This is a genomic window from Jatrophihabitans sp., assembly GCF_051960575.1.
Lineage (GTDB): Bacteria > Actinomycetota > Actinomycetes > Mycobacteriales > Jatrophihabitantaceae > JBQCEE01.
The window spans coordinates 1-13,087 of the sequence record NZ_JBQCEE010000106.1 but is presented as its reverse complement, the minus strand read 5'-3'; the positions used below and the strand labels follow the sequence as shown (position 1 = coordinate 13,087).

Genomic DNA, 13,087 nt, shown 5'->3' with positions numbered 1-13,087 from the left:
GGGTCCAGCGCGACGTCCTGGACGACGCGAACCTCGTCGACCGCGTCCTGGACGCCCTGACGCCGCAGGACGGCACGCACGCGCGCGACGACCTCGCGGGGGCTGAACGGCTTGGTGATGTAGTCGTCGGCGCCGAGCTCGAGGCCGACGATGCGATCGACCTCGTCGTCGCGCGCCGTCAGGAACAGCACCGGCGTCCAGTCGTCGCCGGCCCGCAGCCGCCGGCACACCTCGATGCCGTCGGCGCCCGGCAGGCCGATGTCCAGGACGACCGCCACCGGGCGCAGGTCACGCACGTCGGTCAGCGCGGTGTCGCCGTCGGTGGCCAGACGCACGTGGAACCCGGCGGCGACGAGGTTGCGCCGGATGACGTCGGCGATCGCCGGTTCGTCCTCGACGACCAGCACGAGGCCCTTCGACGGCGACGACACGCCCTGCACGCTAGCGGGTGCCTCCCGCATCGGACGGTCACGTCGAGGTCAGGGTTGCGTTCGGACCTCGGGCGAGGTCGCCCCAGCTGATCACGCCCACGCCGATGGTCGCGGCGAGAGCGGCCGGGAAGGCGACGGCGGGGAGCGTCAGCAGCAGCGCGCCGAGGACGAGGCAGAACGCGAGGTAGCAGGGCAGGCTGCGCACGAGACCGACGAGCACCGACGCCCGGCGTCGCCACCCGCCCGGACGGCCACCGACAGCACCAGCGCGCTCGTCATGGTGGGGAAGGCCGCCGCGGCGCCGGCGATCGCCGGCCCGGCCAGGCGCGACAGCCCGACCGCGGCGAGCACGACCGTCGCGCACGTGGCGCAGCCGACCGCGGTCCAGCGCCGGCTCGTCGGTGCGGTCGCGCGTACCTCGCCCGTCCCGAGCAGCCGCGGTGCGACCACCAGGGCCGCGACTGCCACCGCCGGCGCTACCGCCCGGTCGAGGTCGACGAGCAGCACGGACGCCACGACGTAGCCGAGCAGCCCGACGACGAGGCTGTCGGCGATCGGCCGTCCTGCCAGCAGTCGTCGGCCCGCGACGACGGCGAAGACAACCTGCGCGGGCACGTGCTGCGCTGCGGCGAGCACGACCGCTGCGGCGGGGTGCGCACCGGCATCGAGCGTGATCGCCGCGGCCGCGACGGCCAACGACACCGGCAGGGCGGCGACCCAACCGGCTGCGGCACCGCCGCGTCGCTGCTCGGCCACGGTGGCGAGCAGCATCAGCAGCGGGGCGACGAGGACGGCGAGGAACACCATGCCGTCCAGCGTCGGGCCACGCTATCGTCGGCACAAGCGAGCATTGTCGACAGATATTCGTGGAGAAAAGCGAATGATGGAACTGCGGCGACTCCGTCTGCTCGACGAACTCGCCCGCCGTGGCACCGTGGCGGCGGTCGCGGAGGCGCTGGCGTACAGCCCTTCCTCGGTGTCGGTGCAACTGGCCGAACTCGAGCGGGAGGCCGGTGTACCGCTGCTGCAGCGGGTCGGGCGCGGCGTCGTGCTGACCGCCGCCGGCGAGCGGCTGGCGGTGCATGCCGCCGAGGCACTGGCCGCCGACGAGTCGGTGCGCGCCGAGATCGCCGACGTCGGCGACACCGTGCGCGGACGCCTCACGATGACCTTCGTGCAGACACCGGCGCTCGTCCTGCTGCCGGACGTGCTGCACCGACTGGTCGGCACGTCGCCCCACCTCGACATCCGGGTGCAGCAGCGCGAGACCGCGCCGGCGCTGGACGACCTGCGCTCGCGGGCCGTCGACCTCGTCGTCGGCATCGAGTACGACCCCGTGCCGGTGCCGAGGTACCGCGACGTCGACCGGGTGGATCTGCTGCGCGAGGACGTGCTCGTCGCGCTGCACCCCGAGCACCCGGCGCTGCCGGCGCGGGGGAAGGTGCGCCTCGCCGACCTGGTCGACGACGCGTGGGCGGGTGGCGTCGCCGGCACGGGGCTCGACGCCGTGCTGCGCACGGTGGCCAACCGGTGCGGCGGGTTCGAACCGGACATCCGGCACCGCAGTGACGACGCCCTGCTGCTGTCGGCGCTGGTGACGTCGGGTCGCGCCGCCGCGTTGCTGCCGGCCATGCTCGTGAGTGCCGTACCCGGGCTGGTCGCGCGTCCGTTGCGCGAAGGGCGGCTGCAACGCAGCGTCTTCACCGCCGTGCGGTCGACGACGGTGCACGCGCCGGCGGTCGTGGCGGCGCGCGCGGCCATCGACGCGGCGGCCAGGCATGCCGCCCGCCGCTCGCGGCACCTCGAGTACGTCGCCGCCGGCTGAGCGGCGTGCCGCCACGAGCGCCTCGCGTCAGAGGCGGCCGGCCTCGATGATGCGGCGCAGGAAGCGGCGGGTCTCGGGCCGCTGCGGGTCGCCGAAGACCTGGTCCGGCGGCCCGATCTCGCACACGCGACCGGCCTCGAGGAACGCGACGCGGTCGGCGACCTCGCGGGCGAAGCCCATCTCGTGCGTCGCGAGCAGCATCGTCATGCCGTCCTGCTGCAGCTCGCGGACGAGCGCGAGCACCTCGCCGACCAGCTCGGGGTCGAGGGCGCTGGTGATCTCGTCGAAGAGCATGAGCCGTGGGCGGTTCGCCAGCGCCCGCGCGATCGCCACCCGCTGCTGCTGGCCGCCCGAGAGCTGATCCGGCTTCGCACCCGCCTTGTCGCGCAACCCCACCCGATCGAGCAGCTGCAGGGCGTCGTGTTCGGCCTCGTCGCGCGGGCGCTTGTGCACCTTGCGCGGGGCGAGCGTCACGTTGTCGAGCACCGACAGGTGCGGGAAGAGGTTGAACGCCTGGAACACGATGCCGATGCGTGAGCGCACCTCGTCGGCGTCGACGCGTGGGTCGGTGATGTCCTGGCCGTCGAGTTCGACCACGCCGTCGTCGACGACCTCGAGCAGGTCGATGCAGCGCAGCAACGTCGACTTGCCCGAACCGGACGCGCCGATGAGCGCCGTGCAGCTGTGCTCGGCGGCGTCGAGGTCGACACTGTCCAGGACGACGTGCTTGCCGTAGCCCTTGCGCAGGCCCTGCACGCGCAGCAGCGGCGCCGTCATCGGATGGCGCCGGTCGAGACCCAACCCTGCCGCCGCGCCAGCCAGTTGGTGAGGTGCAGCAACGGGATCGCGAGCGCGCAGAAGATGACGGCGGCGACGAGGTAGTGCACGAACTTGAAGTCCTTCGACTGCTCGTTGCCGGCGGTCAGCACGACCTCGATGACGCCGACGGTCGACACGAGCGACGTGTCCTTCTGCAGGCTGACGAAGTTGTTCAGCAGCGGAGGCAGCACGCGCCGCACCGCCTGCGGGAAGATCACGTACCGCATCGCCTGGGCGTGCGAGAGGCCGAGGGCGCGAGCGCTGGCGGATTGGCTCGGGTGCACCGACTCGATGCCTGCGCGGAAGACCTCCGCGTTGTACGCGGCGTAGGTGAGGGTCAGCGCGACGGTGCAGAGCACGAAGCCGCTGGTCGGGATGCCCTGCAACCGCAGCGACGGCAGACCGAACCCCACCAGGTACAGCACGATCAGCAGCGGCACCCCGAGGAACAGGTCGATGTACACCGTCGCGACTGCGCGCAGCGGGAAGAAGACGGCGCCGCGCAGGGTGCGCAGGAACGCCAGCACCGCGGCGAGGGCCAGCGCAGCAGCCTCGGCGAACACCATGATCTGCAGGTTGATCCACAGCGCGCGGAGCTGTTCGGGGAAGTCGGTCCAACCGCTGCGCAGGTCGAAGAAGTTGTCGCGGGTGCGCGGCCAGCCGCTGCTGCCGGTCACGACCAGGCTGACCACGGTGACGACGACGACCGTGCTGACCGCCGCGATCAGCAGGCTGCGCCGGTGCAGCGACCGGCGATAGGCGTCGCGTTCGAGCTGACGCTGCGACGGACGCCAGACCGCTGCCTTCCCCGCGTCTGTCGTCGTCTTGTCGAAGGCGACCACGTGACTAGCGCAGCTCGGGCGCACCGGCGGCGCTGGTGAGCCACTGCTGCTGCAGGGCCTTCAGCGTGCCGTCGGCCCGCAGCGCGTCGATCGCCTTCGAGACGCAGGCCGTGAGCGGGCTGCGCTTGTCCAGCACGGCGCCGAACTGCTCGGGCGTGCCGGTCACGGGCAGCTGGCCGATGATCGTGCTGTTGTCGAGCTCGGCCGCCGTGATGTAGAGCCCCGTCGGCAGGTCGACGACGAGGCCGTCGATCTGGCCGTTCTTCAGCGCCTGCACGGCCAGGTTGTTCGTCGGGAACTCCGACGGCGTGGTGCCGGGCTTGATCTGCTGCAGGATCGCGTCCAGCGAGGTCGTGCCCTTCTGCGCACCGAGGCGGGCGCCCTTGAGCCCGGCGATGCTCGTCGCCTTGGCGTACTTGTCCGACTTCAGCGCGATGACGGCCTGGGCGACGTCGTAGTAGCCGCTCGAGAAGTCGACGACCTTCGCGCGCTCGGGCGTGATCGAGACCTGGTTGACGTCGAAGTCGAACTTCTTCGGCGTCGGCGCGATGGCGCTGTTGAACGCCTCGACGGTCCACCTCACCTGTTCGGGTGTGTAGCCGAGCTGCTTGGCGATGGCGAACGCGACGGCCGACTCGTAGCCCTTGCCGTTGCTCGGCTTGTCGTCCTTGAACCACGGCTCGTAGGCGGGGGAGTCGGTGGCGACGGTGAGGGTGCCGGCCCGGTAGGTCTTCAGTGACGACGGGCTGCAGTCGGCCGCCGCGCTGGTCGACGACCCACCGGCGGGCGCGTCGCTGGCGGCCGAGGTCGGGCCGGGTGTGGTGGTGCCCGGCGCTCCGGCGTTGGTGCCGCCGCCGCTCGACGCGGCACAGCCGGTGAGCAGGAGGGCGGCGGCCGAGAGGGACGCGGCGAGGACGGACGTGCGACGCATGGAGCATTCCTCGGGTTCGGGCGTGCAGCAGGACGAGGCGATGCTACGTCAATGGATGAACAGTCAACCGATAGGCAAGGTGCGAGCTGCGGCAGGGCTCACGTGAACGGCAGCACCTCGATGATCTCGGCGGTGGTGACGCCGGCCCGCACCAGCGGCAACGACGCCACAGCCTGCTCGGCCGTCGCACGGTCGTCGGTGGTGAGCACCAGCACCGCGCCGGTGTAGTCGGCGCGCACGTAGACGTCGCCGAGCAGGCCGGCCTCGCGGAGCCGCGCGGTCGCCGCCGCCTCCTCGTCCGCGTACGCGCGCGGGTCGCCGAGGTTCGACGTCAGCGCGAGGAAGGTCATGACGACGGCACCCCTTCGGTCTGTGACCGCATGAGCGCCGCAGCCTCGGTCCGGCTGCGGGCGCCCAGCTTGGCCAGGATGTTCGACACGTGCACGCTGACCGTCTTCTCGCTGATGTACAAGTGCTGGGCGATCTGCCGGTTGCTGCGACCGGCCGACACGAGGTCGAGCACCTCCTGCTCGCGGGCGGTCAGCGTCGTCGTCGACGCGGCGCGGGCACGGGCCGGCGGATCGATCGCAGCCACCTGGTCGAGCAGGGCCCTCGCCCCGGCGCGCACGGCGAAGCGGCGAGCCTGCTGCGCCTCGGCCGCGGCCTCCTGGGGGCGTCCGACCGCTCGGAGCACCTCGGCCAGCCGCGCGCGGCTCTGCGCCTGTTCGAAGTCCGCGCCGAAGCCGAAGGCGGCGACGGCGGCCTGCCACTGCGCGACCAGCTCGTCGGCGTCGGGTGCGTCGACGCCGGTCAGCCACCGCAGCCGCGCCCACTCCGCCTCGAGCCGGGTGAGCCAGGCCTGCCCCTCGGCGCCGAGGGTGGCGGTGCGCAGGAACCCCTGCCCGGCACTGGTGCGCCCGTCGGCGACCAACCGTTCGCCGCGGGCCGCCAGCGCGGCCCGGGTGTTGTCAGGGGCGGACACGGTGGCCCTCGCCAGGGCGGCGATGCCGCGGGCCGAATACTCGATGCGGGCGAGAAACCAGGGATCGAGCCACAGCGGACCGAGCAGCGTCACCAGCTCGTCGATCATGCGCTCGGCGGCGTCCGGGTCGCCTCGATGCTCGAACAGCTCGAGCGCGGCGAAGCCGGCGTAGAGGGCGATACGCCCCTCGACCGCCCACGCCGCCCGCAGACGGGGCAGCTCGTCGAGCAGCGCGGCGTCGCCACGCGCGGCGAGCACGCGCAGCCGGACCGCGGTGAGCAGGGCCGCTGCGTCCGCCGGGAGATCGTCGGCGACGGCGACCGAGACGTCGAGCCGCCGCTCGGCGTCGTCGAGCCGGCCGGCGTGCCGGTCGAGCAGGGCGAGGGTCACCCGGGCGTAGACGGCCCACACCGACCAGCGCCGACCGAGTTCCTCGGCACGCCGCAGGCAGGTCTCGTAGCCGGTGCGGGCGGCGTCGTACTCCACCCGGTCGAGGTGCAACTGGGCGAGCGCGAAGGTGCTGCGCAGTTCGGCGTCGGCCTCGCCGGTCGCGCGGGCCACCTCGATCGAGCGGGCGAACATGTCGCCCGCGGTGTCGAGCTCGCCGTGCCGGCGGGCGAGGTAGGCGAGGGTGTGCTGGGCCTGGCTGGCCAGCCCGGGGCACTGCAGTGCCTCCTCCCCCTGCAGCGCGCGGTGCGCCCACTGCTCGGCCTCGATGTCGCGTCCGAGGATGTTGGCCACCTGGGCGTGCAGCGCCGCGAGCCGCACCCAGAACGTGGTGGGTGGCTCGGCGGGTGTCAGCGCGAGCGCCTCGGTCGTCATCGAGAGCGTCTCGGGCATCGTCTCGCCGGCGGTATCGGCGAGGGCGGCCGCGAACAGCAGCACCGCGCGGACGCGCGGTGCCGTGTCGGGCGGCAGCTGTCGCAGCGCCTGCTCGGCGAGCTGCCGGCCGCGCTGGATGTGCCCGGCCGCCACCGCCGCCTCGACGGCCGAGGCGGTCACCAGTGCAGGATCGAGCGCGTCGGGTGGTGCGTGGGAGGCCAGGCCGAGGGCCGCTTCGAAGTGCAGCATCGCCTCGTGCGGCGCGGCCATCGCCATCGCCTCGTCGCCGGCGCGTACCCCGGCGGCGTAGGCCCCCGCCAGGTCGTGCGAGGCGGCGGCATGCCGGGCGAGCTCGGCGGCGGACGCTTGCGTGGCGGCCGCGAGCACCCGCGCGTAGGCGGCGTGCAACCGGGTGCGCTCACCCGGCAGCAGGTCGTCGTAGACGGCCTCGGCCAGCAGGGCGTGGCGGAACGCGTAGTCGCTGCCGGATGCGGAGGGCTCGAGCAGGTGCTGGTCGACGGCCTCGCGCACCGCGGCGTCGATCCCCGCCTGGTCGCCGCCGACCTCGGCGACGACCTGCGTCAGCAGGGTGTGCGGCACCCGTCGCCCGGCCACCGCGGCCACCCGCACGACCTGACGGGCGGCGTCGCCGAGGCGGTCGAGGCGCACGAGCAGCAGCTCGGCGAGGTGCCACGGCAGCTGGGCGGCACTGGCCCCGCTCTCGGCGGTGGCGGCGATGAGTTCCTCGGCGAAGAAGGCGTTGCCGTCGGCGCGCGCAGTGATGTCGCGCAGTTCGTCGTCGGCGAGCCGGTGGGGCGCGAGCCGCTCGACGAGGGTGCGGACGTCGTCCGCCGGAAGCCGCTGCAGCCCCACCCGCAGGACGGCGGGGAGCCGCGACCACTCGGCCAGGGTGGCACGCAGCGGGTGCCGGCGGTGCAGGTCGTCGGAGCGCACGGTGACGACGATGTCGACGGCGCCGACGTCGTCAGGGTCGGCAGACCGCGCTCGCCGGAAGAGGTAGCCCAGCAGGTCACGGCTGGCCTGGTCGGCCCAGTGCACGTCCTCGACGACCAGCAGCACCGGATGCTGGGCGCCCAGCCGGGCCAGCGCGGCCGCCACTGCCGCGAACAGTTCGCCCCGGTCGAGCCTGGTCGGGTCGCTCTCGCGCGGTGGCGCGCCCGTGTCGGCCGCCCGCGGCAACAAGGGTCGCAGCGCCGGCAACTGTTCGCGCAACGCCGTCACGACCGCCGGCTCGTCGCGGGCGAGCCGGTCGAAGACCTCTCGGAACGGCAGGTAGGGGGCCGGCGAGTCGCCGAGGTCGATGCAGTGCCCGACCAGCAGGCGGCGCCGGCCCCCGGCGCGCACCTGCTCGACGACCTCGCGCAGCAGCCGCGTCTTGCCGATGCCGGCGTCGCCGTCGACGATCACCACTCGGCCGCCGACGTCCGGCGGGGTGTCGCCGAGCGCGAGCGCCTCGCGCAGGGTCGCCAGCTCGCGCTGCCGGCCGACGAGCGGGACGGTGCTGCGGGACATGTGGTCATCCTGGACCGTCCCACCGACAACGGTGTCGGGCACCGTCCGGCTCATCGGGGCTGCGGCTGCTCCGGGCGCGGTCGCCGCAGCCGCGGGCGGCGGCCGGCGGGCCGCCAGGCCGACCGGGCCACGCCCCGGCGGTAGGCGACCTCGGCGCGGATGAACTCCGGCGTGCTGACGAACATGACGTCCTCCTGAAGTCGCTGATCGTGCTGTGTCGCTGCTGGTGCTGCGGCGATGACTCGACCCTGCCCGTCTGAGGGGGGTGCGGGGATCGGAAGGAATCCCTATTCGCGGGAACCGCCGCCGCTTCCCGGAGGACTCAGTAGACGTGAGCACCTCCGACCCGTCGTCCCGACGACCGACCACGCGACCGACCTCCGCACAGCGGGTGGCGCAGCGCAACGCCGCCGCGGCACGCGAGCGGCTGGCCGCGGCCCAACGGCGGCGGCGGCTGCTCGTCGCCGGCGTCCCGGTGCTCGTGCTGGTGCTGATCGTCGGCACCTTCGTCGCGGTCAAGCTGGCGACCGGTGCGGCGGACCGTCGTCCGGCACCAAGGCGACGGGCGCCGCGAGCACGGTGACCGGCCGGCTCGCGTCCGTGCGGGCGAGCGTCTTCGACACGGTCGGCGTCGGGACCGCGTCGGCGCGGCCGCACCCGGTCAGCGCGCCGGCGCTCACCAGCGGTGGCAAGCCGCTCGTGCTCTACGTCGGCGCGGAGTACTGCCCGTACTGCGCCGCTGAACGGTGGGCGGTCACCGTCGCCCTCGACCGTTTCGGCACGTTCACCGGGCTGGGGCAGACGGCCTCGTCGCCGAGCGACGTGTACCCGAGCACCCCGACGCTCACCTTCCACGGCGCGTCGTACACGAGCCGCTACCTCGCGCTCACGGCCAAGGAGATCCAGAGCAACCAGGTGGTGAACGGCGAGTACGCCCCGCTCGACACCCTCATCCCGGACGAGCAGGCGCTGCTCACGAAGTACGACCAGCCGCCGTACGTGCAGTCGTCCGGGGGCATCCCGTTCATCGACGTCGGCGGCCGGTACGTGATTTCGGGCGCGACCTACGACCCGCAGGTGCTGCACGGGCACACGCAGGCGCAGGTCGCGGCGGCCCTCAGCGACCCGAGTTCGCCGATCACCCGCGGCATCATCGGCTCGGCGAACCTCGTCACCGCCGCGGTCTGCTCGATCACGGGTCAGCAGCCCGCGGCCGTGTGCAGCAGCGCCGGTGTCCGCGCGGCCGCGACCGCGCTCGGAGGTTCGTCGTGAGCCGCGAGGTCGTCGACGCCGAGGCGCTGCGCTGGTCGGCGGCCCGGGTGGTCGCGGTCGTGGCCTCGGTCGTCGCGCTGGCGATCTCGATCTACCTGACGGTCGAGCACTACGACCAGCACCTCACCCTCGCCTGCCCCGAGAACGGCACGATCAACTGTGCCAAGGTCACCACCAGCCGGTGGTCGGTGATCGCCGGCGTGCCGGTCGCGGTGCTCGGGCTGGCGTACTTCGTCGTCATGTCCGCCGTGCTGGCGGTGCCGATCCGGCATCGTGCCGTCGAGCTCGCGCGGGTGGTGCTCGCCGTCGGCGGCGCGCTCATGGTCGTCTGGCTCGTCTACGTCGAACTCTTCGAGGTGGACGCGATCTGCCTGTGGTGCTTGGCGGTGCACGTGCTCACGGTCGTCATGCTCGCCGCGGTGTTGTGGCGGGCGGCCGAACTGCCGTCGTAGACCCCGCCGGGCACCGGCGAGCAGAACGCGCGAAACCTCGCGCAATGCGGTGATCGCTGCTTGCGCGCGCAACGCAGACGACACCCGAACGACACACCTACGGTCAGCGCTCATCGCATCGCCGACCGAGAGGTGGATCACAGATGACACCGTTCCGACGGGACGCCCGCGGCGCCCGGCCGCCGGCCGGCCCGGACGACGCCCGCCCCACCCATCCGGCCCACATCGAGGTGTCCGGACTGACCAAGCGGTTCCTGACGCCGGCGGGCACGCCGTTCACGGCGCTGCGCGACGTCAGCTTCACCGTCGAACCGGGGCAGTTCTGCGCCATCGTCGGCCCGACCGGCTGCGGCAAGTCGACCACGCTCGGCCAGGTGTCGGGGCTCGACCGCCCGAGCAGCGGCACGGTGCGCGTCGGGGGGCGGCCGGTCGACGGCATCACGTCCGGCGTCAGCTTCATGTTCCAGGCCGACGCGTTGTTCCCGTGGAAGACGGTGCTGGCCAACGTGATGATCGGCCCGCTGCTGACCGGCACGCCGCGCCGCGAGGCCGTCGACCTCGCCCGTGACTGGTTGCGTCGGGTCGGCCTCGCCGGCTTCGAGGACCGCTATCCGCACCAGCTGTCCGGTGGCATGCGCAAGCGCGTCGCCATGGCGGCCGCGCTCATCAACTCGCCGCGCATCCTGCTCATGGACGAGCCGTTCGGCGCGCTCGACGTGCAGACCAAGGCGATCATGCAGACCGAACTGCTGGGCCTGTGGGAGCAGACGCGGCCGTCGGTGCTGTTCATCACCCACGACCTCGACGAGGCGGTCGCGCTCGCCGACCGCGTGCTGGTCATGACCAGCAGCCCCGGCTCGATCAAGGAGAGCTTCGACATCGACCTGCCGCGTCCACGCGGTGACGTGCAGCAGATCCGCCACGAGCCCCGCTTCCTCGAACTGCAGGACCGCATCTGGGCGGCGCTCAAGGACGAGGTGCAACGCGCCTACGCCCGGACGGCGGGTGCGGCATGACCCCGAACCCGATCGCGTCGCTCGCCCGCACCGAAGGGACTGCTGCCATGACGTCGTCCACGTCGCAGGTCTCAACACCCGTCGAGGTCTCGGACGAGATCGTCGCTGCGGGTGCGCGGCGGGCACGCCGTCGCCGCCTCGTCCTGCTCTGGGTGGCCAGGTTTGCGTTCGCGGTCGTCGTGCTCGGCGGCTGGCAGCTGGCCACCACCGAGGGCTGGCTCGACAAGTTCTTCTACGGCCAACCGTCGCAGATCTGGCACTCGCTCGTCCGTCTGTTCACCAAGGGCACCGAGTTCGGCTCGATCTGGGGCGACATCGGCGTCACGCTCAAGGAGGCCGTGTACGGCTTCTTCCTCGGCACCGCCGCCGGCATCGTGCTCGGCCTGGTGCTCGGGCAGAACCGCTTCCTGGCCGACGTCCTCGGGCCGTTCATCAAGATCGTCAACGCCGTGCCTCGCATCATCCTCGGCTCGATCTTCGTCGTGGCTTTCGGTCTCGGCACGCTGCCGAAGGTGCTGCTGGCCGCGGTGCTCGTGTTCTTCATCGTCTTCTTCAACGCCTTCCAGGGCGTGCGCGAGGTCAACCCGAACCTCGTCGCCAACGTCAAGGTGCTCGGCGCCTCACCGCTGCAGGTGGCCCGCCACGTGACCATCCCATCGGCCCTGACGTGGATCATCGCCAGCCTGCACACCGCGTTCGGCTTCGCCATCATCGGCGCGCTCGTCGGCGAGGTACTCGGATCGCAGCGCGGCGTCGGGCTGATCATCAGCCAGGCCCAGGGTCGTCTCGACCCCAACACCGTGTTCGCCGGCATGGCGATCATGGCCGTCATCACCCTGGCGGCCGAGTTCCTGATCACGCTCGTCGAGAAGCGCGTGCTCGCCTGGCGTCCCCCCACCCACGCCGAGTCCTCGGCCATCTGAACCGTCCCTCCAGCACGTCCCTCCACTCCCGAGACCCATCGGAAAGGCAGTCCTCCCATGCTCAAGCGCACCCTCGCGGCCGCCGCCATCGGCGCCGTCGCCCTCTCCGCCACGGCGGCCTGTTCGTCCAGCGCATCCGGCAGCAGCAGCTCGTCGCTACCGACCGTGTCGTTGATGGTCGGCGGCATCGACAAGCAGATCTACCTGCCCTATCAGCTCGCGCAGAATCTCGGCTTCTACAAGAAGTACGGCGTGAACGTGAAGCTCTCGACCGAGGTGAACGGCGGCGTCGGCGCCGAGGACGCGATGGCGTCGGGCCAGGTCGACATGGCCGGCGCCTGGTACATCCACACGATCGATTTCCAGAGCAAGGGCAAGCAGGTCGAGGACATCGTGCAGCTCTCGGGTGCTCCCGGCGAGCGTGAGATGTGCGGGACGAACAGCGGTGTGCACTCGGCCGCCGACTTCAAGGGGAAGTCGCTGGGCGTCACCGACCTCGGTTCGGGCACCGACGAGCTGACGCAGTTCATGGCCGCGCAGAAGGGAATCAGCCGCAGCCAGTACCACACCGTCGCGGTGCACGCCGGTGCCACGGCGATCGCTCAACTCCAGCGTGGCAGCGTGCAGTGCATCATGACGACCCAACCGACGGTCGGCGCGCTCGAGAGCAAGCACCTCGCGTACTCCGCGATCGATCTCGCCACGACTTCCGGTGCGCAGCAGGCGCTCGGTGGCGCGTGGCCGGCGGCCGGCGTGCTCGCCCTGACCAGCTGGGTGAACAGCCACAAGGACACGGCACAGAAGGTCGTCGACGCGCTGGTGGCCACGATGCACTGGATCAACACGCACTCGGCAGCCGACATCGCCGACAAGCTGCCGCAGGACTTCGTGCAGAACAGCACGATCACCAAGGCGCAGTACATTGCCGGGCTGACGACGGACAAGGGCCAGTTCCTGCCCGACGGGATCATGCCGGCCGGTGGCCCGAAGACCATCCTCGCGATGGAGAAGATCATCGGCACGGACGTGTCGAAGGTGAACCTCGCCGACACCTTCACCAACACCTTCGCGATGCAGGCGAACAAGACCGAGGGCTTCACGCCGACGACGTCGCCGGCGGGCGCCGCCGGCTGAGCGTCGCGCTGACGATCCAGCACGGGCGGGGGGGGGGGGGGGACCAGAGCGGCCCGCCCCCCCACCCAACGAGGGAAGAAAAAAAACAAAAAAAAATAAAAAAAA

Annotated in this window: 15 protein-coding genes; 7 read left to right on the top strand and 8 right to left on the bottom strand. The window is 72.1% G+C overall.

Annotated elements, in window-relative coordinates; translation table 11 throughout:
* Both ACTHMS_RS05515 and ACTHMS_RS05510 read right to left on the bottom strand, forming a co-directional pair.
* On the bottom strand, nucleotides 1–431 hold a 431-nt coding region (locus ACTHMS_RS05515; protein ID WP_440305672.1), incomplete at its 3' end, for a response regulator.
* Between the two features lie 147 nt (nucleotides 432–578).
* Nucleotides 579–1,238, bottom strand: coding sequence for a hypothetical protein (locus ACTHMS_RS05510; protein WP_440305671.1), 660 nt, complete (start codon nucleotides 1,236–1,238; stop codon nucleotides 579–581).
* Nucleotides 1,239–1,311: 73 nt separating this feature from the next.
* On the opposite strand from ACTHMS_RS05510, the gene ACTHMS_RS05505 reads away from it, so the two are divergent.
* Nucleotides 1,312–2,256 carry a LysR family transcriptional regulator gene (locus ACTHMS_RS05505; protein WP_440305670.1) on the top strand — a complete coding sequence of 315 codons (945 nt, stop codon included), beginning with the start codon at nucleotides 1,312–1,314 and terminating at the stop codon, nucleotides 2,254–2,256.
* 27 nt (nucleotides 2,257–2,283) lie between these two features.
* Here the strand turns inward: ACTHMS_RS05505 and ACTHMS_RS05500 are convergent, their stop codons facing one another.
* The 6 genes from ACTHMS_RS05500 to ACTHMS_RS05475 all read right to left on the bottom strand — a co-directional run bounded on the left by ACTHMS_RS05500 (nucleotide 2,284) and on the right by ACTHMS_RS05475 (nucleotide 8,370).
* A complete protein-coding gene (locus ACTHMS_RS05500) occupies nucleotides 2,284–3,033 on the bottom strand; it encodes an amino acid ABC transporter ATP-binding protein (protein WP_440305669.1) in 750 nt (249 codons plus the stop codon).
* Nucleotides 3,030–3,917, bottom strand: coding sequence for an amino acid ABC transporter permease (locus ACTHMS_RS05495; RefSeq protein ID WP_440305668.1), 888 nt, complete (start codon nucleotides 3,915–3,917; stop codon nucleotides 3,030–3,032). The genes ACTHMS_RS05500 and ACTHMS_RS05495 overlap by 4 nt, the downstream gene beginning before the upstream one ends.
* 4 nt (nucleotides 3,918–3,921) lie before the next feature.
* The gene (locus tag ACTHMS_RS05490; RefSeq protein WP_440305667.1) at nucleotides 3,922–4,848 is read right to left on the bottom strand and encodes an ABC transporter substrate-binding protein; all 927 of its coding nucleotides are present in this window, start codon (nucleotides 4,846–4,848) and stop codon (nucleotides 3,922–3,924) included.
* A 98-nt stretch (nucleotides 4,849–4,946) separates the two neighbouring features.
* On the bottom strand, nucleotides 4,947–5,198 hold the full coding sequence (locus ACTHMS_RS05485; protein ID WP_440305666.1) for a hypothetical protein: 252 nt from the start codon (nucleotides 5,196–5,198) through the stop codon (nucleotides 4,947–4,949).
* Nucleotides 5,195–8,185, bottom strand: coding sequence for an ATP-binding protein (locus tag ACTHMS_RS05480; RefSeq protein ID WP_440305665.1), 2,991 nt, complete (start codon nucleotides 8,183–8,185; stop codon nucleotides 5,195–5,197). Before ACTHMS_RS05480 ends, ACTHMS_RS05485 begins: the two co-directional genes overlap by 4 nt.
* A 50-nt stretch (nucleotides 8,186–8,235) precedes the next feature.
* Complete coding sequence (locus ACTHMS_RS05475; RefSeq protein WP_440305664.1) at nucleotides 8,236–8,370, bottom strand: hypothetical protein; 135 nt, start codon at nucleotides 8,368–8,370, stop codon at nucleotides 8,236–8,238.
* A gap of 146 nt (nucleotides 8,371–8,516) precedes the next feature.
* Between ACTHMS_RS05475 and ACTHMS_RS05470 the strand changes: the two genes are divergently transcribed.
* The 6 genes from ACTHMS_RS05470 to ACTHMS_RS05445 all read left to right on the top strand — a co-directional run bounded on the left by ACTHMS_RS05470 (nucleotide 8,517) and on the right by ACTHMS_RS05445 (nucleotide 12,982).
* Nucleotides 8,517–8,768 carry a hypothetical protein gene (locus ACTHMS_RS05470; RefSeq protein ID WP_440305663.1) on the top strand — a complete coding sequence of 84 codons (252 nt, stop codon included), beginning with the start codon at nucleotides 8,517–8,519 and terminating at the stop codon, nucleotides 8,766–8,768.
* Nucleotides 8,765–9,457 carry a DUF929 family protein gene (locus ACTHMS_RS05465; protein ID WP_440305662.1) on the top strand — a complete coding sequence of 231 codons (693 nt, stop codon included), beginning with the start codon at nucleotides 8,765–8,767 and terminating at the stop codon, nucleotides 9,455–9,457. Before ACTHMS_RS05470 ends, ACTHMS_RS05465 begins: the two co-directional genes overlap by 4 nt.
* A complete protein-coding gene (locus ACTHMS_RS05460; protein WP_440305661.1) occupies nucleotides 9,454–9,909 on the top strand; it encodes a vitamin K epoxide reductase family protein in 456 nt (151 codons plus the stop codon). The genes ACTHMS_RS05465 and ACTHMS_RS05460 overlap by 4 nt, the downstream gene beginning before the upstream one ends.
* A gap of 143 nt (nucleotides 9,910–10,052) precedes the next feature.
* Complete coding sequence (locus ACTHMS_RS05455; RefSeq protein ID WP_440305660.1) at nucleotides 10,053–10,925, top strand: ABC transporter ATP-binding protein; 873 nt, start codon at nucleotides 10,053–10,055, stop codon at nucleotides 10,923–10,925.
* A gap of 47 nt (nucleotides 10,926–10,972) precedes the next feature.
* Nucleotides 10,973–11,848: an ABC transporter permease gene (locus tag ACTHMS_RS05450; RefSeq protein ID WP_440305659.1), complete on the top strand. Its 876-nt coding sequence runs from the start codon at nucleotides 10,973–10,975 to the stop codon at nucleotides 11,846–11,848.
* Nucleotides 11,849–11,905: 57 nt separating this feature from the next.
* Nucleotides 11,906–12,982: an ABC transporter substrate-binding protein gene (locus ACTHMS_RS05445; RefSeq protein WP_440305658.1), complete on the top strand. Its 1,077-nt coding sequence runs from the start codon at nucleotides 11,906–11,908 to the stop codon at nucleotides 12,980–12,982.
* Nucleotides 12,983–13,087: the final 105 nt, after the last annotated feature.